Source organism: Thermus islandicus DSM 21543 (assembly GCF_000421625.1).
In the GTDB taxonomy this organism is placed as follows: Bacteria; Deinococcota; Deinococci; order Deinococcales; family Thermaceae; genus Thermus; species Thermus islandicus.
Genome location: NZ_ATXJ01000008.1, coordinates 44,180 through 63,498, shown reverse-complemented (window position 1 = coordinate 63,498; position 19,319 = coordinate 44,180). Strand labels below are relative to the sequence as shown.

At 69.0% G+C, this 19,319-nt stretch carries 17 protein-coding genes and 1 tRNA gene; 3 read left to right on the top strand and 15 right to left on the bottom strand.

Annotated features, from left to right (window positions below; genetic code table 11):
- Position 1: 1 nt before the first annotated feature.
- The 8 genes from H531_RS0108585 to secG form a co-directional block, all read right to left on the bottom strand.
- On the bottom strand, positions 2–1,096 hold the full coding sequence (locus H531_RS0108585) for an LCP family protein (RefSeq protein ID WP_022798945.1): 1,095 nt from the start codon (positions 1,094–1,096) through the stop codon (positions 2–4).
- Complete coding sequence (gene yqeK, locus H531_RS0108580; protein WP_022798944.1) at positions 1,086–1,643, bottom strand: bis(5'-nucleosyl)-tetraphosphatase (symmetrical) YqeK; 558 nt, start codon at positions 1,641–1,643, stop codon at positions 1,086–1,088. The genes H531_RS0108585 and yqeK overlap by 11 nt, the downstream gene beginning before the upstream one ends.
- Positions 1,618–2,178 (bottom strand): nicotinate-nucleotide adenylyltransferase, encoded by a 561-nt coding sequence (gene nadD / locus H531_RS0108575; protein WP_022798943.1) that lies wholly within the window; start codon positions 2,176–2,178, stop codon positions 1,618–1,620. Before nadD ends, yqeK begins: the two co-directional genes overlap by 26 nt.
- A complete protein-coding gene (gene obgE / locus H531_RS0108570; RefSeq protein WP_022798942.1) occupies positions 2,179–3,429 on the bottom strand; it encodes a GTPase ObgE in 1,251 nt (416 codons plus the stop codon).
- A gap of 11 nt (positions 3,430–3,440) precedes the next feature.
- The gene (gene rpmA, locus H531_RS0108565) at positions 3,441–3,698 is read right to left on the bottom strand and encodes a 50S ribosomal protein L27 (RefSeq protein WP_022798941.1); all 258 of its coding nucleotides are present in this window, start codon (positions 3,696–3,698) and stop codon (positions 3,441–3,443) included.
- A 3-nt stretch (positions 3,699–3,701) separates the two neighbouring features.
- Positions 3,702–4,007, bottom strand: a complete 306-nt coding sequence (gene rplU / locus H531_RS12975) for a 50S ribosomal protein L21 (RefSeq protein WP_033399305.1) — start codon at positions 4,005–4,007, stop codon at positions 3,702–3,704.
- A 98-nt stretch (positions 4,008–4,105) separates the two neighbouring features.
- Positions 4,106–4,181, bottom strand: a tRNA-Ala gene (locus H531_RS0108555).
- Between the two features lie 36 nt (positions 4,182–4,217).
- Positions 4,218–4,445, bottom strand: a complete 228-nt coding sequence (secG, locus tag H531_RS0108550) for a preprotein translocase subunit SecG (protein WP_022798939.1) — start codon at positions 4,443–4,445, stop codon at positions 4,218–4,220.
- A gap of 56 nt (positions 4,446–4,501) precedes the next feature.
- Between secG and H531_RS0108545 the strand changes: the two genes are divergently transcribed.
- Positions 4,502–5,428: a threonine/serine dehydratase family protein gene (locus H531_RS0108545; RefSeq protein ID WP_022798938.1), complete on the top strand. Its 927-nt coding sequence runs from the start codon at positions 4,502–4,504 to the stop codon at positions 5,426–5,428.
- 5 nt (positions 5,429–5,433) lie between these two features.
- Here the strand turns inward: H531_RS0108545 and carA are convergent, their stop codons facing one another.
- Genes carA through H531_RS0108525 form a run of 4 tightly spaced genes read right to left on the bottom strand, consistent with a single transcriptional unit; the run spans position 5,434 to position 9,767 of the window.
- Complete coding sequence (carA, locus tag H531_RS0108540; protein WP_022798937.1) at positions 5,434–6,609, bottom strand: glutamine-hydrolyzing carbamoyl-phosphate synthase small subunit; 1,176 nt, start codon at positions 6,607–6,609, stop codon at positions 5,434–5,436.
- Between the two features lie 42 nt (positions 6,610–6,651).
- Positions 6,652–7,194, bottom strand: a complete 543-nt coding sequence (locus tag H531_RS0108535; protein WP_028490749.1) for an N-acetyltransferase — start codon at positions 7,192–7,194, stop codon at positions 6,652–6,654.
- Positions 7,187–8,575 (bottom strand): argininosuccinate lyase, encoded by a 1,389-nt coding sequence (gene argH / locus H531_RS0108530; RefSeq protein ID WP_022798935.1) that lies wholly within the window; start codon positions 8,573–8,575, stop codon positions 7,187–7,189. The genes H531_RS0108535 and argH overlap by 8 nt, the downstream gene beginning before the upstream one ends.
- On the bottom strand, positions 8,565–9,767 hold the full coding sequence (locus tag H531_RS0108525) for an argininosuccinate synthase (protein WP_022798934.1): 1,203 nt from the start codon (positions 9,765–9,767) through the stop codon (positions 8,565–8,567). The genes argH and H531_RS0108525 overlap by 11 nt, the downstream gene beginning before the upstream one ends.
- A 190-nt stretch (positions 9,768–9,957) precedes the next feature.
- On the opposite strand from H531_RS0108525, the gene H531_RS0108520 reads away from it, so the two are divergent.
- Positions 9,958–11,799, top strand: coding sequence for a carboxypeptidase regulatory-like domain-containing protein (locus H531_RS0108520; RefSeq protein WP_169562201.1), 1,842 nt, complete (start codon positions 9,958–9,960; stop codon positions 11,797–11,799).
- A 1-nt stretch (position 11,800) separates the two neighbouring features.
- The gene (locus H531_RS0108515; RefSeq protein ID WP_022798932.1) at positions 11,801–13,921 is read left to right on the top strand and encodes a S8 family serine peptidase; all 2,121 of its coding nucleotides are present in this window, start codon (positions 11,801–11,803) and stop codon (positions 13,919–13,921) included.
- 100 nt (positions 13,922–14,021) lie between these two features.
- Here H531_RS0108515 and lpdA read toward each other — a convergent pair whose 3' ends face one another.
- From lpdA to H531_RS0108500, 3 genes are read right to left on the bottom strand one after another with little or no spacing between them, the layout of a single operon-like run.
- Entirely contained in the window at positions 14,022–15,389 is a 1,368-nt protein-coding gene (gene lpdA / locus H531_RS0108510; RefSeq protein ID WP_022798931.1) for a dihydrolipoyl dehydrogenase, read from the bottom strand.
- A 1-nt stretch (position 15,390) separates the two neighbouring features.
- Positions 15,391–16,587 carry a 2-oxoglutarate dehydrogenase complex dihydrolipoyllysine-residue succinyltransferase gene (gene odhB, locus H531_RS0108505; protein WP_022798930.1) on the bottom strand — a complete coding sequence of 399 codons (1,197 nt, stop codon included), beginning with the start codon at positions 16,585–16,587 and terminating at the stop codon, positions 15,391–15,393.
- A 13-nt stretch (positions 16,588–16,600) separates the two neighbouring features.
- Entirely contained in the window at positions 16,601–19,270 is a 2,670-nt protein-coding gene (locus H531_RS0108500) for a 2-oxoglutarate dehydrogenase E1 component (protein ID WP_022798929.1), read from the bottom strand.
- Positions 19,271–19,319 lie beyond the last annotated feature (49 nt).

Genomic DNA, 19,319 nt, shown 5'->3' with positions numbered 1-19,319 from the left:
CTCATTGTAGCAGGTCCCGGCCCAGCTCCACCACCACGCCCTCCAGGGGCCGGTGGGGAGCCAAGAGGGGCAGGTGGAACAGGTCGGCGAAATAGGCCCCGGCCTCGGGGTCTTGGGTGTAGACGGCGCTCTTCGCCACCTCCGCCGCCTCCACCTCGGCCCGCACCCCTTCCCGGGCCAGGAAGGCCTCGGCCCAAGGGAGAAGCTCGGGCAACCCCTTTAGGCGCACGGCCACCTGCGGCGGGGAGGAGGAAGGCGCGGCCCCGAAGAAGGCGGCAAGGAAGCGCGCCTTGGCCTCCTCGTCCACGTAGAGAAAGGTGCCCGGCCCCTCGCGCACGGGGAGCGTGGCCAGGGAAAGCCTGAGGCCCCGCACCGCGGGCAGGTGGGGGAGGAGCTCTTCCAGGGCGAGGTCCGTGTCCAGCTCCCGCCAGACCTCGCCCAAGGCCCGGGTCAGGGCGGGCCAGGTGGCGGGGTTTTGCGCCTTCCTGAGCACCTGACCCAGCACCTCCTTGATGCGGTCCAAGCGGGCATAGTCCCCCAGGGCCTCGTGGCGGAAGCGCATGTACTTGACGGCGTCCTCCCCCCCCAGGTGGAGGCGGCCCGCCGGGAAGTCAATGAAGAGGCGGGCGGCGGTGTCGGTGTAGCGCATGGGCCTCTCCAGGACCACCTCCACCCCCCCCACGGCGTCCACCACCCGGGCCACGCTCTTTAGGGTGAGGATGAGGTGGCGCTCCGCCACCAGGCCCGTGGCCTCCTCCACCGCCCGCTTCAAAAGCTCCGGCCCACCCCGGCCGTAGGCGGCGTTGATCTTCCCCCCCGCCACGGGGCTAAAGAGGTCCCGGGGGATGGCCACCCCCTTCACCTCCCCCCCCTCGAGGCGCAGGTAGAAGATGGTGTCGGTGCGGCTTCCCGGGCCGCAAGGGGTGTGGTAGCCGCAGTACTCCACGTCCCTCGCCGCCACCACCAGCCCCATCTCCGGCAAGGACCCCGCCCGCTTGGGCCGAAGCCCCTCCCCGGAGGCCCGGGGCAGGGAGAGCACCCCGCCTAGGGCCAGGAGGGCCAGGCCCAAGAGGAGGAAGGAAAGCCTAGGGCGCACCCAAGAGGGCATGGTACACCGCCAGGGTCCGGGGATGGACGGGGATGCCCTTGGCGGCCAGGTAGTCCACCTTGTTCTGCACCGCTAGGCGGTAGGCCTCGAGGAGCCTGCCCGCCAGGGCCAGCTCCCGGATCTCCCCGTTCACCCCCCGCCCGGGCTCGGAGACGTCGGCCACGTACAGGGCCATGCCGATGCCGTTGCTGGGATCCACCCCGTAGACGTGGCCCTCTATGGCCTCCAGGACCTCCCGGTCCTCCACCCCCCAGGCCTCCGCCAGGCGGCGGGCGGCCCGGCCGTGGAGGGAAAGGGGGTGGGCCCTTTCCACCTCGTTCTCCGGGGGAGCCAGGGAGAGCAGTTCCTCTGGGGGCAGGTCGCGGGCGGCATCGTGGAGAAGGCCAGCCAGGTAAGCCCGGTCCCCGTCCAGGCCGTTCCTCAGGGCGATCTCCCGGGCCAGGGCGGCCACCCGCAGGATGTGCTCTAAGCGCTCGGGGCGCACCCGGGCCCTCACCCTCTCCAGAAGCTCAGCGGTAGAGGCCGTGCTTTTCAAGGTACACCTCCACGGGGCGGGGGACCCAGTAGCGCAGGCTCCGCCCCTCGCGGACCCGCCGGCGCACCTCCGTGCTGGAGATGCCCACCTCGGGGACGTACAGGGGCACCACGGGCAGGGGCATGGCCTCCAGGGCGTAGCCGGGACGGGCCACGGCCACCAGGGTGGCGAGCTCGGGCAGCCTCCGCCCCTCCTTCCAGGTGAGCACGTCCCGGTAGGCGTCGGCCCCGGTGATGAAGAAAAGCTCGTCCCCCGGGAAAAGCCTCCGGGCCTCCTCCAGGGTGTCCACGGTGTAGCTGGGCCCCGGGCGGTCCAGCTCCAACCTCGAGGCCGAAAAGCGCCTCTCCTCGGCCGTGGCCAGGAGGACCATCTCGTAGCGGGCCTCGGGCGGGGCCACCGGGGTCTTGTGGGGGGGGCGGGCGGCCACCACGAAGAGGACCCGGTCCAAACCCAAAGCCTCCGCGGCCTCGCTGGCGGCGATCAGATGGCCCAGGTGGATGGGGTCAAAGCTGCCGCCAAAGAGGCCGATGCGCACCTAAACCTCCGGGATGTATTCAAACTCCAGGCCGCCCACCCGCACCAGGTCCCCCGCCCGCACCCCTTTGGCCCGGAGGGCGGCCTCCACGCCGTGGCGGCGAAAGACCTCCTGGAGGTATCCCGCCGCCTCCATGAGGTCCCCCCGGATCCGGGCCAGGAGGCGCTCCACCTCCGGGGCCCGCACCTCGTAAACCCCCTCCTCCAGGGGGACCACCTCCACCCCCGCCCGCACCTCGGCGCGGGGCAGGGGCCGGGGGAGTTCGGGGGCCGGGGTGGCCTGAACCAGGGCCCAAAGGGCCTCCTTCAGGGCGGGAAGCCCCTCCCCGCTTTGGGCGCTCACCGCCAGGACCGGGAGCCCCTCCTGGGCAAGGGCGGCCACCTTCGCCCCCACCTCCTCGGGAGGGAGGAGGTCCACCTTGTTGAGGGCCACCAGGCTCGGCCGCCGGAGGAGCCCCGGGTCGTAAGCCCCCACCTCCTGGCGCAGGGTGCGGAGGGCCTCCAGGGGCTCCTCGGCCCCGTCTAGAACGTAAAGAAGCACCCGGGTGCGGGCGATGTGCCGCAGGAACTCGAGGCCCAGGCCCCGTCCCTGGCTTGCCCCCTCCACCAAACCGGGGATGTCGGCCAGGGTGAAGCGCCTCTCCGGGGAAAGCTCCACCACGCCCAGGTTGGGGCTCAGGGTGGTAAAGGGGTAAGGGGCGATCTTGGGACGGGCGTGGGTGGTGGCGGCCAAGAGGCTAGACTTGCCGGCGTTGGGGTAGCCCACCAGGCCCACGTCGGCGATGAGCAAGAGCTCGAGGCGAAGCCTTCTCCTCTCCCCCTCTTCCCCGGCCTCGGCGAAGCGGGGGGCCTGGCGGGTGGGGGTGGCGAAGTGCGCGTTCCCCCGCCCCCCCTCCCCGCCCCGGGCCACCAGGACCGTTTGCCCCTCCTCCGTGAGGTCGGCCAGGAGCTCGCCGGTGTCCGCGTCGTAAACCCGCGTCCCCCGGGGTACCTCCACGAAGAGGTCCCGCCCGGCCCGGCCGTGCTGCCCGCTCCCCTTACCGTGCTCCCCATCCTCGGCCTTGTAGGCCCGCTTGGAGAGCTCAGAGAGGGAGTCCACGCTGCCCCGGGCCCGCAGGTAGACGCTACCCCCCCGCCCGCCATCGCCCCCGTCCGGCCCTCCCTTGGGCACGAACTTCTCCCGGCGGAAGGAGATGGCCCCGTCGCCACCCCTCCCCCCGGCGACGGTGATCAGGAGGACGTCTTGGAACACCAGGCTACGCCTCAGGCCAAGGGGCGCACGTGCACGTAGCGGCCCAGCCGCCCCTTGTCCTGGAACTCCACCACCCCGTCCACCAGGGCGAAGAGGGTGAAGTCCCGGCCCATGCCCACGTTCTTCCCCGGCTTGAACCGGGTGCCCCGCTGCCGCACCAGAATGTGGCCCGCCCGCACCACCTGGCCGCCGTAACGCTTCACCCCTAGGCGCTTGGCCTGGGAGTCGCGGCCGTTCTTAGTGGAACCCAGTCCCTTTTTGTGCGCCATGGCTTACCCCCGGATCTCCTTGATGAGGATCTCGGTGTAAGGCTGGCGGTGCCCCCGCTTCCTGCGGTACTGCACCTTGGCCTTGAACTTGGAGACGGTGATCTTCTCGCCCTTGCCGTGGCCTAAAACCTCAGCCACCACCTGGGCCCCCTCCACCACCGGGGCCCCAACGGCCGCCTTCTCCCCCCCGAGGAGGAGGACGGGGAGCGCAAGCTGGCTTCCGGGCTCGAGGTCCAGCCTCTCCACCTTAAGCCTCTGGCCAGGCTCCACCCGGTACTGCTTTCCGCCGCTCTGGATGATCGCAAACATGGCTTCCCCTTCGGGCCTCTTCCGGGCCCACCGGTCTTCCACTATACCCAAGCCCTAGGCTTCCTGCAAGCCAAAGCCCCCCTTGCGGGGGGCTTTCCTGGTGGAGCCGAGGGGATTCGAACCCCTGACCTCCTCAATGCCATTGAGGCGCGCTCCCAACTGCGCCACGGCCCCAGGCAACGCCTATGGTACCGGGGGGAAGGCTGGTTGTCAACGGGGCCAAAGACCGATGAGGAGGGCCAAGGCAGCGAAAACCACCCCCAGGATCACGGTGAGGCGGTAAAGCCCTCCCGTAACCCCCCGGGCGGAGAAGAGGTCGGCCGATCCCCCCATGAGGTCCCCTGCCCCTTGCTTGGGCTCCTGCACCAGGACGAGGTAGACCAAAAGCCCGGCCACGCCGAGGTAGAGGAGGATGACCAGGGTGTAGAGGAAGTCCATACCCCTACCACTTTAGCGCCCCTTGTGCGGCGTGTCCACCCTGGCATCATGGGGGCATGGACCTAGCGCAGATCCATGCCGCCTTCCGGCGCATCGCCCCCTACACCCACCGCACTCCTCTCCTCACCTCGAGGCTTCTGGACGAGTTCTTCGGCAAGCGCCTCCTCCTTAAGGCCGAGCACCTGCAGAAGACCGGGAGCTTCAAGGCCCGGGGGGCGCTCTCCAAGGCCCTCACCCTGGAAAACCCCAAGGGGCTCCTCGCCGTCTCCAGCGGAAACCACGCCCAGGGGGTGGCCTACGCCGCGAGGGTGCTCGGGGTGCGGGCCCTGGTGGTCATGCCCGAGGAGGCAAGCCCCCTCAAGAAGGCCGCCGCCCGGGCCTACGGGGCGGAGGTGGTGGACCGAGGGGTGACCCCGAAGAACCGGGAGGAGGTAGCCCGGGCCCTCGTGGAGGAAACGGGCTACGCCTTCCTCCATCCCTTTGACGACCCGCTGGTCATGGCCGGACAGGGCACGGTGGGCCTGGAGCTTTTAGCCCAGGCGGGACGGAGGGGCGTCTTCCCCGAGGCCGTCCTGGTCCCCGTAGGGGGTGGGGGGCTCCTCGCCGGGGTGGCCGCCGCGGTGAAGGCCCTCTCCCCGGAGACCCTGGTCCTGGGGGTGGAGCCCGAGGCCGCAGACGACGCGAGGAGGAGCCTGGAAGCGGGACGGATCGTGCGCCTCACGGAGGTCCCCAGGACCCGGGCCGACGGGGTGCGGACCTTAAGCCTAGGGGAGCGCCCCTTCGCCGTGATCCGGGAGAAGGTGGACGGGATCCTTGCCGTGAGCGAGGAGGCCATCTTGGAGGCTGAGCGCCTCCTCCTCACCCGCACCAAGCAGGGGGTGGAGCCCACAGGGGCCCTGCCCCTGGCCGCGGTGCTGGAGCACGGGGCGGGGCTTCCCGGAACCCTTGCCCTCGTTCTTTCCGGGGGGAACCGGGACGTTTAAAGCCGCTATATCCCGTGCGGGTCCGCCCGCAGCTTCTCCACGGGAAGCCCCGTGGCCCCGTGGAAGGCCTCTACCTCCTCCAGGAAGCGGCGGAAGAGGTAGAGGGCGTCGTGGGGCCCGGGGGAGGCCTCGGGGTGGTACTGGACGGAGAAGACGGGGTAGCGGGCGTGGGCCATGCCCTCGAGGGTCCCGTCGTTGAGGTTCACGTGGGTGGGGCGGAAGTCCTTGAGGGAGTCTATGTCCACGGCGTAGCCGTGGTTTTGGCTGGTGATCTCCACCTTGCCCGTCTGGAGGTTCTTCACCGGATGGTTTGCCCCCCGGTGGCCGAACTTCATCTTGTAGGTCCGCCCCCCCGCCGCCAGGGCCAGAAGCTGGTGCCCCAGGCAGATGCCGAAGGTGGGCAAAAGCCCCATCAGCTTCCAGATGGTCTCGTGGGCGTACCGGGGCATGGAAGGGTCCCCGGGCCCGTTGGAGATGAGGAGGCCGTGGGGCTCCAGGGCCATGATCTGGTGGGCCGGGGTCTTCCCGGGCACCACGAGGATCTCAAAGCCCAGCCGGGCCAGGTTCTCCACGATGGCGTGCTTGATGCCGAAGTCCATGACCACGATCCGCCGCCCGCTCCTCAGGGTGGGCCAGGCGTAGGGGAGGGGGGTCGTGACCTCGGGGGTCATGTCCCGCCCGTCAATGTCCGTCCAGGAGCGGGCCTCTTCCCGGAGCCTATGGAGCTCCTCCTCGGTGAAGGCGTGGTCGGGAGCGCCGTAAAGGCTCGCGTGGGCGATGGTCCCCTTCAGCACCCCGCCTTCCCGGATCTTCCGCACCAGGGCCCTCGTGTCTATGCCCTCAATCCCCACCACCCCATAGAACTCCATGAACTCGGCCAGGGTCTGCTGGGCCCGGGGGTTGGAGGCCACCCGGCTAAACTCCTTGGCCACGAAGCCCCGGACCCAGGGGCGGTTGGACTGCATGTCGTAGACGTTGACCCCGTAGTTGCCCTGGTGGGGGTAGGTCATGACCACGATCTGGCCGTGGTAGCTGGGGTCGGTGAGGATCTCCTGGTAGCCCGTCTGGGCGGTGTTGAAGACCACCTCCCCCACCGTCTTCCCCCGGGCGCCGAAGGCGTAGCCGTGGTAGACGGTGCCGTCCTCCAGGACCAAAACGGCGCGCTCCTTCACTCCAGCCATTCCTCCTCCAGGTAGCGGATCAGGGTGCCCATCCCGTTCATTCTAGCCCCCGGAAGCCCCTGGGGAAAACTCCTTGATGACGGCGATCTCCCGGCAGTTCTCGTAGAAGGGGCAGGCGTTGCACTCGCTCCAGACCTTCGGGGGGAGGGCTTCGCGGGTGGTCACCCGGTAGCCCAGGCCCCGGAAGAAGTTCACCTGGAGCGTCCAGGCGAAGACCCGGGGAAGCCCCAGGTCCCGGGCCTCCCTTTCCGCCCCCAGGACGAGCCAGCGCCCGAGACCCTGGCCCTGGCGCTCAGGGTGGACGGCAAGGCCCCGGATCTCCGCGAGATCGCGCCATAGGACGTGGAGGGCCACGGTGCCCACGATGTGGCCGTCCTCGTCCTCCAGGACCAGGAAGTCCCGGATGTTCTCGTAGAGGTGGCTGTGGCTCCGCACCAGCATCAAGCCCTTCTCCGCCCAGTAGCGGATGAGCCAGTAGATGGCGTCCACATCCCCTAGCCTCGCCTTGCGGAGCTCCACCCCCGCCTCGCGCCGTACCGCGGGCAGGGCCACCGTAGCCAGCGGAACTCCCCTTACCTCAGTCAAGGCCCACCTCCTGCTTGGCCTCCAAAAGCCTTTCCCGCACCGCCTCGGGGGCCGTTCCCCCGAAGGAATGGCGGCGATGGAGGGCGGTCTCCAGCCGGAGGAGGGGGAGGGCGTCCTCGGCGAAGAGGGGGTGGTGGGCCTTGAGCTCCTCCAGGGTGAGGTCCTTCAGGGCCCGCCCCTCCTCCACAAGCCTCCTCACCAGCCTCCCCACCACGTGGTGGGCCTCCCTAAAGGGAAGCCCCCTTTCCGCCAGGTAATCGGCGAGCTCCGTGGCCAGGGCAAAGCCCCCCTCGGCCGCCTGCCACATCCTTTCCCGGTTCCACTTCAGCCCAGGAAGCAAGGCGGAAAGAAGCTTCAGGCTATCCCGGTAGGTGGCGAGGGCGTCCAGGAGGGGTTCCTTGTCCTCCTGGAGGTCCTTGTTGTAGGCGAGGGGAAGGCCCTTCACCACGGCCGAAAGGCCCACCAAGGCGCCCAAGACCCTCCCCGCTTTGGCCCGGATGAGCTCCAGAATGTCCGGGTTCTTCTTCTGGGGCATGATGGAAGACCCGGTGGCGAAGGCGTCCGGCACCTCCACGAAGCCGAACTCCTCGGTGCTAAAGAGGATGAGCTCCTCGGCGAGGCGGGAGAGGTGGAGCTGGGCGATGTTGAGGGCGGAGAGCACCTCGAGGGCGAAGTCCCGGGAGGCCACCGCATCCAGGGAGTTCCGCATGGGGGCCTTAAACCCAAGCTCCCGGGCGGTGAGGTGGCGGTCTATGGGAAAGCCCGTCCCCGCAAGGGCCGCGGCCCCCAAGGGGCTTTCGTTGAGGCGCTCCCTGGCGTCCTCCAGACGCCCTGCGTCCCGCTTAAGCATCTCGTAGTAGGCGAGGAACCAGTGGGCAAGGAGCACGGGCTGGGCCCTTTGCAGGTGGGTGTAGCCGGGGAGGGCGTAGGGAGGGTCCAGGTGCCTTTCTGCCTCCCGCACCAGGACCCGCCGGAGCTCCAAAAGGAGGGCGAGGAGCTCGTCTATGGCGGCCCGCAGGAAAAGCCTTAAGTCCGTGGCCACCTGGTCGTTGCGGCTCCGGGCGGTGTGGAGCTTGCCTCCCGGGGGGCCGATGAGCTCGGTGAGGCGGGCCTCGAGATTCATGTGGACGTCCTCCAGCTCCTCCCTCCAGGGGAAGGTGCCCGCCTCTATTTCCTGCTCTATCCGGTCCAGGCCCCAAAGGATAGCCCCAAGCTCCTCCTCGGTGAGGAGGCCCACCTCCTTGAGCATCCGGGCGTGAACCCGGTTCTGCCAGAGGTCCTCCCGCCAAAGCGCCCGGTCCACGGGGAGGGAGGCGTTGAACCGGGCCGCCAGGGCGTCCGGCCCCTCCCCGAAGCGCCCACCCCAGGTCCTATGCGCCATGGCCCCGCCTCTCCGCCAGGGCCCTGACCCTTAGGCGCAGGGCCTGGATGCGGATGAAGCCCTCGGCGTCCTTCTGGTCGTAGCCCCCCTCCTCGTCAAAGGAGACCAGGTCCTTGAGGTAGAGGCTTTTCTCGGCCTTCCTCCCCACCACGTAGACGTTCCCCTTGTAGAGCTTGAGCCGGGCCACGCCAGTGACGCCCTGGGCCACATGGTCAAAGTAGGCCTGGAGGGCCTCCCTTTCGGGGGCGTACCAGAAGCCGTAGTAGACGAGCTCGGCGTACTTGGGGGAAAGCTGGTCCCGCTGGTGCAGGACCTCCCGGTCCAGGGTGAGGCTTTCCACCGCCCGCCTCGCGTGGTAGAGGATCGTCCCTCCCGGGGTCTCGTAGACCCCCCGGGACTTCATGCCCACGAAGCGGTTTTCCACCAAGTCCACCCGGCCCACCCCATGCCGCCCCCCGATCTCGTTAAGTTTTTGCAGCAGGGCCGCCGGGGAAAGCCTCTGCCCGTTTACCGCCACGGGGTCGCCCTGGTGGAACTCCACCTCCACGTACTCCGGAGCGTCCGGAGCCTCCTCGGGGTCAAGGGTCATGCGGAACATCCCCTTGGGCGGCTCGGCCCAGGGGTCCTCCAGGACTCCCCCCTCGTAGGAAATATGCAGGAGGTTGGCGTCCATAGAGTAGGGCTTCTCCTGGGTGACGGGCACGGGGATGCCGTGGGCTTCGGCGTAAGCGATCATCTCCTGGCGGCCCTTGAAGCTCCACTCCCGCCAGGGGGCGATGACGCGGATCTCGGGCTTGAGGGCGTAGGCCGTGAGCTCAAACCGCACCTGGTCGTTCCCCTTGCCTGTGGCCCCGTGGGCGATGGCCTCCGCCCCCTCCTCCTCGGCGATCCGCACCAGATGCTTGGCGATCAAAGGCCTGGCGATGGAGGTTCCGAGGAGGTAGTAGCCCTCGTAAATGGCCCCGGCCCGCATCATGGGGAAGACGAAGTCCCGGACGAACTCCTCCTTGAGGTCCAGGGCAATGGCCTTGGAAGCGCCCGTCCTAAGCGCCTTCTCCCGGGCCTCCTCCACCTCCTCCCCCTGGCCGATGTCTGCGGTGAAGGCGATGACCTCGGCCCCGTAGGTCTCCTTGAGCCACTTGAGGATGATGCTGGTGTCCAGTCCGCCGGAGTAGGCCAAGACGATCTTCATGTCCCTCCCAGTCTACCCCCTCGAGGGGGCATGCATAAGTATACAACCCTGTTCCCTTGACAGGCCAGAGGGCTCAGGATAGAATCCCATCCGAAAATGAGGAAAGGAGGAGAACGCGCTTATGGAAAAAAGAGGGAACGCAGGCGTTAGGGGCACCCCTCCCGGTCTCGGGCGGTGGAGGGGGTGGGGCATGGGGCGCTGGCCGTGGCTTATGGCGGCTTTGGGGGTGATCCTGGCCGCCTGCGGCCAAGCCCCTTCCGACACCGCCAAGCCCACCGTCGCCCTCACCCAGCCCGTGGATCGGCAGACCCTCAACACGCAGAGCGTGACCGTTCAGGGCACGGCCCAGGACAACGTGGGGGTTACCCGCGTCACCTACCAGCTCAACGGAGGGCCGGAGCAGGGAGTGGCCATCACCCCGGGGCGCAACGTTTCCTTCAGCTTTCAAGTCACCCTGAACCCGGGGCCCAACACCCTTCAGGTCAACGCCTACGACGCGGCGGGGAACAAGGGGATGGCCTCGGTCGAAGTGGTCTTCGGCACCCTCGCCCTCACCGGCCTGGTGGTGGACAACAACGCCGGGGCCCCGGTCGTCGGAAGCACGGTCACCGTGGACGGGCTGCCCGCCGCGACCGCGACCGACAGCAACGGCGCCTTCACCCTTTACCTTCCCCCTGGAACCTACCACCTGAACTTCGCCAAGCCGGGCTATGCCGGTAGCCGCATAGAGAACCTCCTCCTCCTCCAGGGGAACCTGGGCCCCCTCAAGGTGATCCAAAAGCAGGCCGCAAACCCGAGCCTGCCCACCGCCCCCCCACAGCTCACCGTCACCACCGGGGCCGGAGGCTGCGGCAACCTTCCCGCAGGGCAGGACTTCTCCACGGTGACCCAGGCCCAGGGATGCGTCCCCTTCCGCATCCAGGCCCAGGCCCAGGGAGCGGGCAACATGATCCGCTACATCTACGCGGCCCTGGGGAAGACCCCCGGCTCGGCCTTCTTCACCAGCCCGCGCTTCATCTGGACGGCCGACACGAACGGTCCGGACACCGGCAACCGGACCCTCTCGGGGGCCAGCGTGGCCGGCATCAGCGGCCCCACCACCTTTGAGGTGGTGGTCTACGACGTGAACGAGAACCGGACCCACCGCCTCTACTACCTGAACTTCAGCCAAACCTTTGCGAGCCCCGCCGTTACCCCGGTCAGCAACTTCCAGGTCCTCGCCGTCACCCTGGCTCAGGCCATCGGCTTTTATGGCCCGCCCAAGCCCGCGGTGCTCCGCCTGCCGGGCACGGAGGAGGTGCGGCTGGAAGGGGCCCCAAGCCCAGACAGCACCCTCTGGGTCCAGCTCTCATGGCAGTACAGCGGGACCAACCCCGACCGCTTTGAGGTCTACCGCTCCTTTGACGGCCAGAACTTCACCAAGATCGCCACCCTCGGGGGGGCCGCCCGGTCCTACAACGACGCCAGCCCCGAGCTCAGGGTGGGCCAGCGGGTCTACTACCGGGTGGACGCAGTGGGCCAGAACGTGGCCCCGGGCCCCGTGCTCGCTACCACGCCCCTGGACCGCTTCACCGTGCACCTGCTGAGCCCGGCCAAGTACGCCACGGGGGTCTCGGTCACCCCTACCCTCTCCTGGAGCGTAAGCCAGAAGGTGGGGGACCTCCGCCTCTTCGCCCCCTTCCTCCTGGACTACCCCCAGCAGGGCGAGTTCTTCGTCTGGGCGCCCTACAGCCTCAACAATGGCCTCTTGTTCAGCGACCAGACCCTCACGGTGAACGGCAACACCTACAGCGTTCCCTACAACCAGGACGGCTCCGCGGTGCTGCCCCGCCTCGAGGCCTTCCACAGCTACTCCTTTGACCTTTCCGCGGCGGCGGTGGGCCTGGACCCCAGTAACCCGAACCGGATAGAGGCCATCTCCATCGCCCAAGACCTTTGGAACGTGTTCCATCCCCTCCAGGCCTGCAACTTTGGCGGCCCGGTCTGCACCGGAGAGTGGAACGAGTTCGTGACCGGAGATGGGAGCTACTAGTATGCGGAAGGTTCTCACCAGCCTCCTCCTCGGCCTGGCCGGCCTCCTGACTGCCTGCGGCAACCTGGGCCAGCGGGCCTCGGAAGGTCCAGCCCCCCTCAACCCCGCCCTGGCCACCCCCCCCGAGCGGCAGCTCGTGGTGGGCTACCGGGACGAGGGGAACCTCGAGGCGGTGTCCCGCCTCCTGGGGGCGCGGGTGATCGCCACCCTGCCCGAGCTCAAGGCCGCCCTCCTGGAACTCCCCTCGGGGCTTGCCCAGGCCGAGGCCGCCCGGCGCGTCCTGGGCCTGGCCCGGTACGCCGAGCCCAACCGCTTTGACCGAAGCCCCATCCCCCTGCCCAACCCTAGGACTGCCACCCAAGGGATCGCCCCCCAGGCGGCCTTCAACGACCCCCTCCTCCCCCAACAGTGGTGGATCCCCAAGATCGGGGCCCCGGCGGCCTGGGACCAGGGCGGGGTGGGCCGGGGGGTGACCATCGGCATCGTGGATACCGACTTTGACCGCAGCCACCCCGACCTCTGCGACCAGCCCGCCCGCACCCGGTGTCTCCCCGGGTTCAACGCCTTCACCCTCCAGGCCTTCGCCCCCACCGCCCCCTTCCAGGGGCAGCAAAACCGCGACACCCACGGCTCGGGCTCCGCCGGAATGGCCGCGGCCCTCTCCAACAACGGGCAGTACGTGGCGGGAGTGGCCGGAGGCAACGGCAACCCCAGCACCGCCGCCCGCCTCAGGCCCCTGGTCATCTTCGGAGGGCAGAACGGAGGGTACGCGGGGGACTTCGGGGTGGCCCAAGCCCTGGTCTGGGCGGTGGACCACGGGGTGGACGTGCTCAACAACTCCTGGGGCGGGGGAGGGTACAGCTACCTCCTCAAGGAGGCCTTTGACTACGCCCTTCTCCACGGGGTCATTGTGGTGGCCTCCGCGGGCAACGATTACCGCGATGCCTACCACCTCCCCTCCGGCCTGCCCGGGCTCATCGCCGTGGCCGCCACCAACCCCTACGACGAGAAGACGGGCTTTTCCACCTACGGCCCTTGGGTGGACCTCTCGGCCCCCGGCGAGGACGTCCTCACCACCTTTGTCAACCTAGGGACGGGCACCTGGCTTTTCGGTGGCACCTCGGCGGCGGGACCCGTGGTGGCTGGCTCGGCCGCGGTGGTCCTCCAGGTGCTCAGGGATAACGGGCTCAACCCTACCCCCTACCAGGTGCTCCGGATCCTCCAACAAACGGCCGACCCCGTGCAGGGACCGGTAGACGTGGTCGCCGGAATGGGGGCAGGCCGGGTCAACGTGGGCCGGGCGGTTCAAATGGCCCGGGGCCTGCAAAGCCCGAGCCAGCTCCCCCCTCCCGGAAGCCAGATCGGGATCCTGGTGCTCAACAAAGGCTCCGACGCCCGCCTCGCCCCTGGGGGCCTCGTCACCACCGACCTCCTACCCTTCGTCCCCTTCAGCAACGTCACCCTGGTCCACCAAAGCGGCAAGCAGATGTACGCCCAAACCAGCCCCGCAGGCCCGGCCCTCTTCCTGGAGAGCCCTCCGGGCCAGTACCAGGTGCTGGTGGGCGGGCCGAGCCAGATCTTCTTAGGCGGCAGCGAGGACCCCGTCCAGGGGGCGGTGAGCGTCCTCCCCGGGGGGGAAGCCCTCGCGGTGCTAAGGCAACAGGCGGACCCCTACGAGGTCACGCCGGGGAACCCGCTGGCCCGGAACGACACGCCCCAAAAGGCCACAGACCTCGGCCAGCTCTTCGGCCCTCTCCCCCCGGCCTTCACCCTGAGCGCCGCCTTTGACTCCAACAACCTGGCCCAGTTCGGCCTGCCCCAGGGGGGACCGGACGTGGACGTCTACGCGCTTTCCCTCCAACAGGGGCAAACCCTGGCTTTGCGGGCGGCAAGCCGCCTGGTGGGGGGCCTGGGCACGGTGAAGCTCACCCTTCTCGCCCCGGACGGCACCACCGTTTTGGCTAGCGCCCAGGAAAGCCCCTCGAGCCCCGCCCAGATCTCCTACCAAGCCTCCCAAGCCGGCACCTACTACCTCAAGCTGGAGGAGGCCAACGGCCAGCAGGGCCCCGGCTACTTCTACCGGCTCGGCGTGGGCCTAGGCGCCAGCGCGCCGGCCTTCTAAGGGGACCCCGCTTCCCCTCCTGGCGTGCGCCAGGAGGGGGTTTTCTACCACCCCGTGCTGGCTTGCGCCAGCACGGGGGCGATCTCCGGAGGCAAGGGTACTAGAGGTGAATGGGCCTATCCCACGCCGCCAGGGCCGCCTCCTTGAGGATCTCGGAAAGGGAGGGGTGGTGGTGGGGGGCGCGGGCGAGATCCTCGGCGCTCGCCTTGAAGAAGAGGGCGAGGCCCGCCTCGGCCAGGACGTCCCCCACCCGGGCCCCGATCCCGTGGACCCCCAGGATCCGGTCCGTCTTGGCGTGGGCGAGGACCTTGATGAAGCCCTCCGTCTCCCCCATGGCCCGGGCGCGGCCCGAGGCGGAGTAGGGGAACTTCCCCACCTTGTAGGGGATGCCCTGTGCCTTCAGCTCCTCCTCGGTGTAGCCCACGGAGGCCACCTCGGGGTGGGTGTAGACCACGCTGGGGATGGCCTGGTAGTCCACGTGGCCGAAGCCTTTCGCCATGTGCTCCACGGCGGCGATCCCCTCCTCGCTCGCCTTGTGGGCCAGCATGGGCCCGCGGACCACGTCCCCAATGGCGTAGATGTGGGGAACGCGGGTCCTTAAGTGCTCGTCCACGGGGATCCGGCCCTTCTCGTCGGGGGCGAGCCCAGCGTTTTCCAGGCCAAGCCCCTCGGTGTAGGGCCTCCGGCCCACGGCCACAAGCACCCGGTCCGCCTCCAGGACCTCGCCCCCCGCAAGCTCTACCCGGGCCCCCTTTCCTTGGGGAAAGACGGCGGTGACCCGCACCCCGGTGCGAAGGATGAGGCCCTGCTTCTTGAAGATCCGCTCCGCCGCCCGGGAGACCTCGAGGTCCATGGTGGGGAGGATCCGGTCCAGGTACTCCAGGACGAGGACCTCCGCCCCCAGGCGGTGCCAGACCACCCCGAGCTCGAGGCCCACCACCCCGCCCCCCACCACGATGAGCCTCTCCGGCACCTCGGGGAAGGCCAGGGCCTCGGTGGAGGTCACCACCCGCTCGTAGTCCACCTGGGCCCAGGGGGGGATGAGGGGGGCGCTTCCCGTGGCGATGAGGAGGTAGCGGGCGGAAAGCTCCTCCCCCGTCTCCTCCACCAGGACCTTCCGGTCGGAAAGGAAGCGGGCCGTGCCCAGGTGGCGGGCGATCCCGTTCTTCTTGAAGAGGAACTCCACCCCCTGGGTGTTGGCCTGGACCACCTTGTCCTTGTGGGCCATGAGGGCCTTAAGGTCCAGCTCCACCCCCTTCACCTTGGCCCCCACCAGGCCCTTCTTGGCCTCGTAGATGCGCTCGGTGGTCTCCAGGAGGGCCTTGGAGGGGATGCACCCCACCCTAAGGCAGGTCCCCCCCAGGGCCTTCTCCTTCTCCACCACCCCCACCCTCATCCCGAGCTGGGCCGCCCGGATGGCCGCCACATACCCCCCAGGTCCGGCGCCGATCACCAGGAGGTCGTACACCCTACACCTCCAGAAGGAGCCTCACAGGGTTCTCCACCAGCTCCTTGACCCGGCGCAGGAAGGTGACCGCCTCCCGCCCGTCCACGATGCGGTGGTCGTAGGAGAGGGCCAGGTACATCATGGGGCGGACCACCACCTGCCCATCCCGGGCCACGGGGCGCTCCTGGATAGCGTGCATGCCTAGGATGCCCACCTGGGGAGGGTTCAAAAGGGGCGTGGAGTTCAAGGAACCGTAGACCCCACCGTTGGTGATGGTGAAGGTTCCGCCCATCAGCTCCTCAGGGCGGAGCTTCTTGGTGCGGGCCCGCTCGGCGAAGTCCGCGATCCTCTGCTCAATCTCGGCGAAGGAAAGCCGGTCGGCGTCCCGGATCACGGGCACCACCAGCCCTTCCCCGCCGCCCACGGCCACCCCGATGTCGTAGTAGCGGTGGTATACGATGTGGTTGTCCCGGATCTCGGCGTTGAGCTCGGGGATCTCCTTGAGGGCTTGGACCACAGCCTTGACGAAGAAGCTCATGAAGCCCAGCTTGACCCCGTGCTTCTTCTGGAAAGCCTCCCCGAGTTCCTTCCTCAAGGCGATGACCGCCGACATGTCCGCCTCGTTGAAGGTGGTGAGCATGGCCGTGGTCTGGCGGGCCTGAAGAAGCCGCTCGGCGATCCGGCGGCGCAATGGGGTCATGGGCACGGCCTCGTCCACCCGCCAGGGCTTGTCGGCGGGGGCCTGGGGAGAAGGGGGCGGAGGGGAAGGTGGGGCGGGCTCGGCGGGTCTGGAAGGCGCTTCCCGCTCCCTAAGGTGGCGCTCCACATCCTCCTTAAGGATGCGGCCGCCCAGGCCCGTGCCCCGGACCTCCTCCGGGGCGACCCCCTTCTCCTGCATGAGGCGGAGGGCGGCAGGCATGGCCAGGGGTTCCGGGGAAGCCTCCTTAGGGGCTTCGGCAGGCGCCTGGGGCCTGGCCTCCGCCGCCCCCTCCTCCAGGAGGGCGATGGTCTCCCCCACCCGGGCGGTCTCCCCGGTTTTCTTCAGGATCTGCTTCAGGGTCCCCGAGAAGGGGGCGGGGAGCTCTAAGGTGGCCTTGTCGGTGATGAGCTCCACCAGAGGCTCGTCCTGGGCGAAGCGCTCGCCCTCCCCCTTGAGCCAGGCGCCGATCTCCACTTCCACGATGCTCTCGCCCACGGAGGGCACTTTCAGCTCCTGCACCGCATACCTCCCTTCACTTGAAGGCTTCCTCGAGGAGCTCCTCCTGCTCCAGCCGGTGCACCTTGGAGGAGCCCACGGCGGGGCTCGGGGACTCGGGCCGGGCCACCACGGAGAAGGGATGGCCAAAGATCTCCCCGCAGAAGCGGGCCGAGAGGTACCACCAAGCCCCCTGGTTCACCGGCTCCTCCTGCACAAAGACCACGGGGACCTTCTTGGGGTAGAAGCCGAGGGCCTCCCTAAGCTCGGCCTCGGGAAAGGGGTAGAGGAGCTCCAGCCTCAGGATGGCCACGTCCAAGGCCCCAAGCTCCCGGCGCCGCTGCAGGAGGTCGTAGTAGACCTTGCCCGAGGTGAGGAGGACCTTCCTCGCCCCCTTGACCCGCTCGGGGATCACCTTCTGGAAGCGCCCTTCCGCGAGCTCCTCCAGGGGGGAGACCACCTCGGGGTGGCGGAGGAGGCTCTTGGGGGTGAGGACCACCAAGGGCTTGCGGATAGGGCGCTTCACCTGGCGGCGGAGGAGGTGGAAAAGCTGGGCGGGGGTGGTGGGGTAGGCGATCTGCAGGTTGTCCCGGGCGGCGAGCTGGAGGAAGCGCTCAGGCCGCGCCGAGGAGTGCTCGGGGCCCTGGCCCTCGAGGCCATGGGGCAGGAGGAGGACGAGGCCCGAGAGGCGGTTCCACTTGGCCTCGGCGCTCGCCAGGAACTGGTCTATGTAGACTTGGGCCACGTTGACGAAGTCCCCGAACTGGGCCTCCCAAAGCACGAGGCCCTCGGGGTAGTCCAGGCTGTAGCCGTACTCAAAGCCCAGGACCCCGGCCTCGGAGAGGGGGGAGTTCCAGATCTCCACCTCCGCCTGCCCCTCCGCCAGGTGCTTTAGGGGAACATAGGGCTCCCCCGTCTCGTAGTCGTAGAGAGCGGCGTGGCGCTGGGTGAAGGTGCCCCTTAGGGCGTCCTGGCCCGTGAGGCGGACCCTGTGCCCCTCTACCGCCAGGGTGGCCAAGGCCAGGGCCTCGGCGGCGGCCCAGTCCACGGGGCGCTTCTCCTCGGCCATCTCCTGGCGGGCCTCGAGGAAGCGCTTGAGCTTAGGGTGCACCCGGAAGCCCTCAGGGGGGGTGGAAAGGCGCACCAAGAGGTTCTTTAGGGCCTCCTTGGGCACCCGGGTGTCGGCCTCGGGCACCCGGTGGTCGGGCCCGCCCACATAGCCCTGCCAGACCCCGGAAAGCCCGTGGGGGACCACGGGGCCGGGCTCGGCCTTGACCCGGGCGAACTCGGCCTCCAAACGCTCCAGGTAGGCCTCCTGCCAGGCCTTAAGCTCCTCCTCCCCCACGGCCCCCTCGGCCAGGAGGCGCTCGGCGTAGACCCGCCAGGGGGCGGGCTTCTTGGCGATGAGGGCGTACATGGGGGCCTGGGTGAAGGTGGGCTCGTCCGACTCGTTGTGCCCCCGCCGGCGGTAGCCCACGAGGTCCAGGACCACGTCCTTGCCGTAGCGCTGGCGGTAGGCGAGGGCCAGGCGGAGGGCAAACCAGAGCTCGTCCAGGGCCTCGGCGTTCACGTGGAAGATGGGGGCGCCCACCATCTTGGCCACGTCGGTGGGGTAGGGGCAGGAGGTGTACTCGGAAGGCAGGGTGGTGAAGCCCAGCTGGTTGTTGGCCACCACGTGGAGCGTCCCCCCTACCCGGTAGCCCGGAAGCCCGGAGAGGTTCAGGGTCTCCTGGACGATCCCCTCCCCGATAAAGGCGGCGTCCCCGTGGACCAGAATGGCCAGGCCCCGCCGCCTCTCTCGGTCGCCGAAGCGGTCCTGCTTGGCGCGAAGCCTCCCCAGGGTCACGGGGTTCACGAACTCCAGGTGGCTTGGGTTGAAGTTCAAGGAGACGTGGACCGGGCCAAAGGGGGTTTCCCGGTCGCTGGAGAAGCCCAGGTGGTACTTCACGTCCCCTGAGTACCCCTCGGGGAAGATCTCCTCAAACTCGCGGAAGATACGCTCAAAGGGCTTGCCCACCACGTGGGCCAAGACGTTGAGCCGCCCCCGGTGGGCCATGCCCAGGACCACCTCCCGCACCCCGTGCCTCGCGGCCTCCAGGATGGCCTCTTGGAGGAGGGGGATGAGGCTTTCCAGGCCCTCGGCGCTGAAGGTCTTGGCCCCCAGGTACTTCCGCTGCAGGAACTCCTCAAAGAGGCTCGCCTCCATGAGGGCCCTGAGGAGCCGCCGCCTGGTCTCGGGATCGGGCCGGGGCCAGGGGGACTCCACCTGGGCGAGGAGCCAGGCCCGCTCCTCGGGGTCCACGTGGGCGAGCTCCCACCCCACCGGGCCGAGGTAGGTGGCCTCCAGGCGGTCCAGAAGCGCTCCTAGGCTGGGGGCCCCGAAGGGGGGAGGGAGGGGCCTTGCCAGGTCCTCCCGGGAGAGGCCGTGGGCCTCGAGGGTGAGCGCCCTGGGCCTCGGCCGTTCCCGGCCCAGGGGGTCTATCCGGGCCGCCAGATGGCCGAGCTCCCGGTGGGCTTGCACCAGGCGCTCCACCTTGAGGAGGAAGGCCAGGTCCAAAGCCTCCCCCGCCAGGGGTTCTCGTCGGCCGTCCTCCAGGGCGAGGGCGGAGAAGTAGCGGCGCCACTCCTCGGGCAGGGAAAAGGGGTCCTCCAGGTAGGCCCGGTACAGGGCCTCCAGGTAGCCTTGGCTTTCCAGCGCTAGCTCCATCCTGCCTCCCAGGGGGCCACGCCCCCTCCACTACGCTACACCAAAAACC

What these genes read in the sequence shown, in the direction of transcription:
- rpmA (WP_022798941.1), bottom strand. Translation starts at nt 3,698, where the DNA reads ATGGCGCACAAAAAGGGACTGGGTTCCACTAAGAACGGCCGCGACTCC.
- rplU (WP_033399305.1), bottom strand. Translation starts at nt 4,007, where the DNA reads ATGTTTGCGATCATCCAGAGCGGCGGAAAGCAGTACCGGGTGGAGCCT.
- secG (WP_022798939.1), bottom strand. Translation starts at nt 4,445, where the DNA reads ATGGACTTCCTCTACACCCTGGTCATCCTCCTCTACCTCGGCGTGGCC.
- H531_RS0108545 (WP_022798938.1), top strand. Translation starts at nt 4,502, where the DNA reads ATGGACCTAGCGCAGATCCATGCCGCCTTCCGGCGCATCGCCCCCTAC.
- carA (WP_022798937.1), bottom strand. Translation starts at nt 6,609, where the DNA reads ATGGCTGGAGTGAAGGAGCGCGCCGTTTTGGTCCTGGAGGACGGCACC.
- argH (WP_022798935.1), bottom strand. Translation starts at nt 8,575, where the DNA reads ATGGCGCATAGGACCTGGGGTGGGCGCTTCGGGGAGGGGCCGGACGCC.
- H531_RS0108525 (WP_022798934.1), bottom strand. Translation starts at nt 9,767, where the DNA reads ATGAAGATCGTCTTGGCCTACTCCGGCGGACTGGACACCAGCATCATC.
- H531_RS0108520 (WP_169562201.1), top strand. Translation starts at nt 9,958, where the DNA reads ATGGGGCGCTGGCCGTGGCTTATGGCGGCTTTGGGGGTGATCCTGGCC.
- H531_RS0108515 (WP_022798932.1), top strand. Translation starts at nt 11,801, where the DNA reads ATGCGGAAGGTTCTCACCAGCCTCCTCCTCGGCCTGGCCGGCCTCCTG.
- H531_RS0108500 (WP_022798929.1), bottom strand. Translation starts at nt 19,270, where the DNA reads ATGGAGCTAGCGCTGGAAAGCCAAGGCTACCTGGAGGCCCTGTACCGG.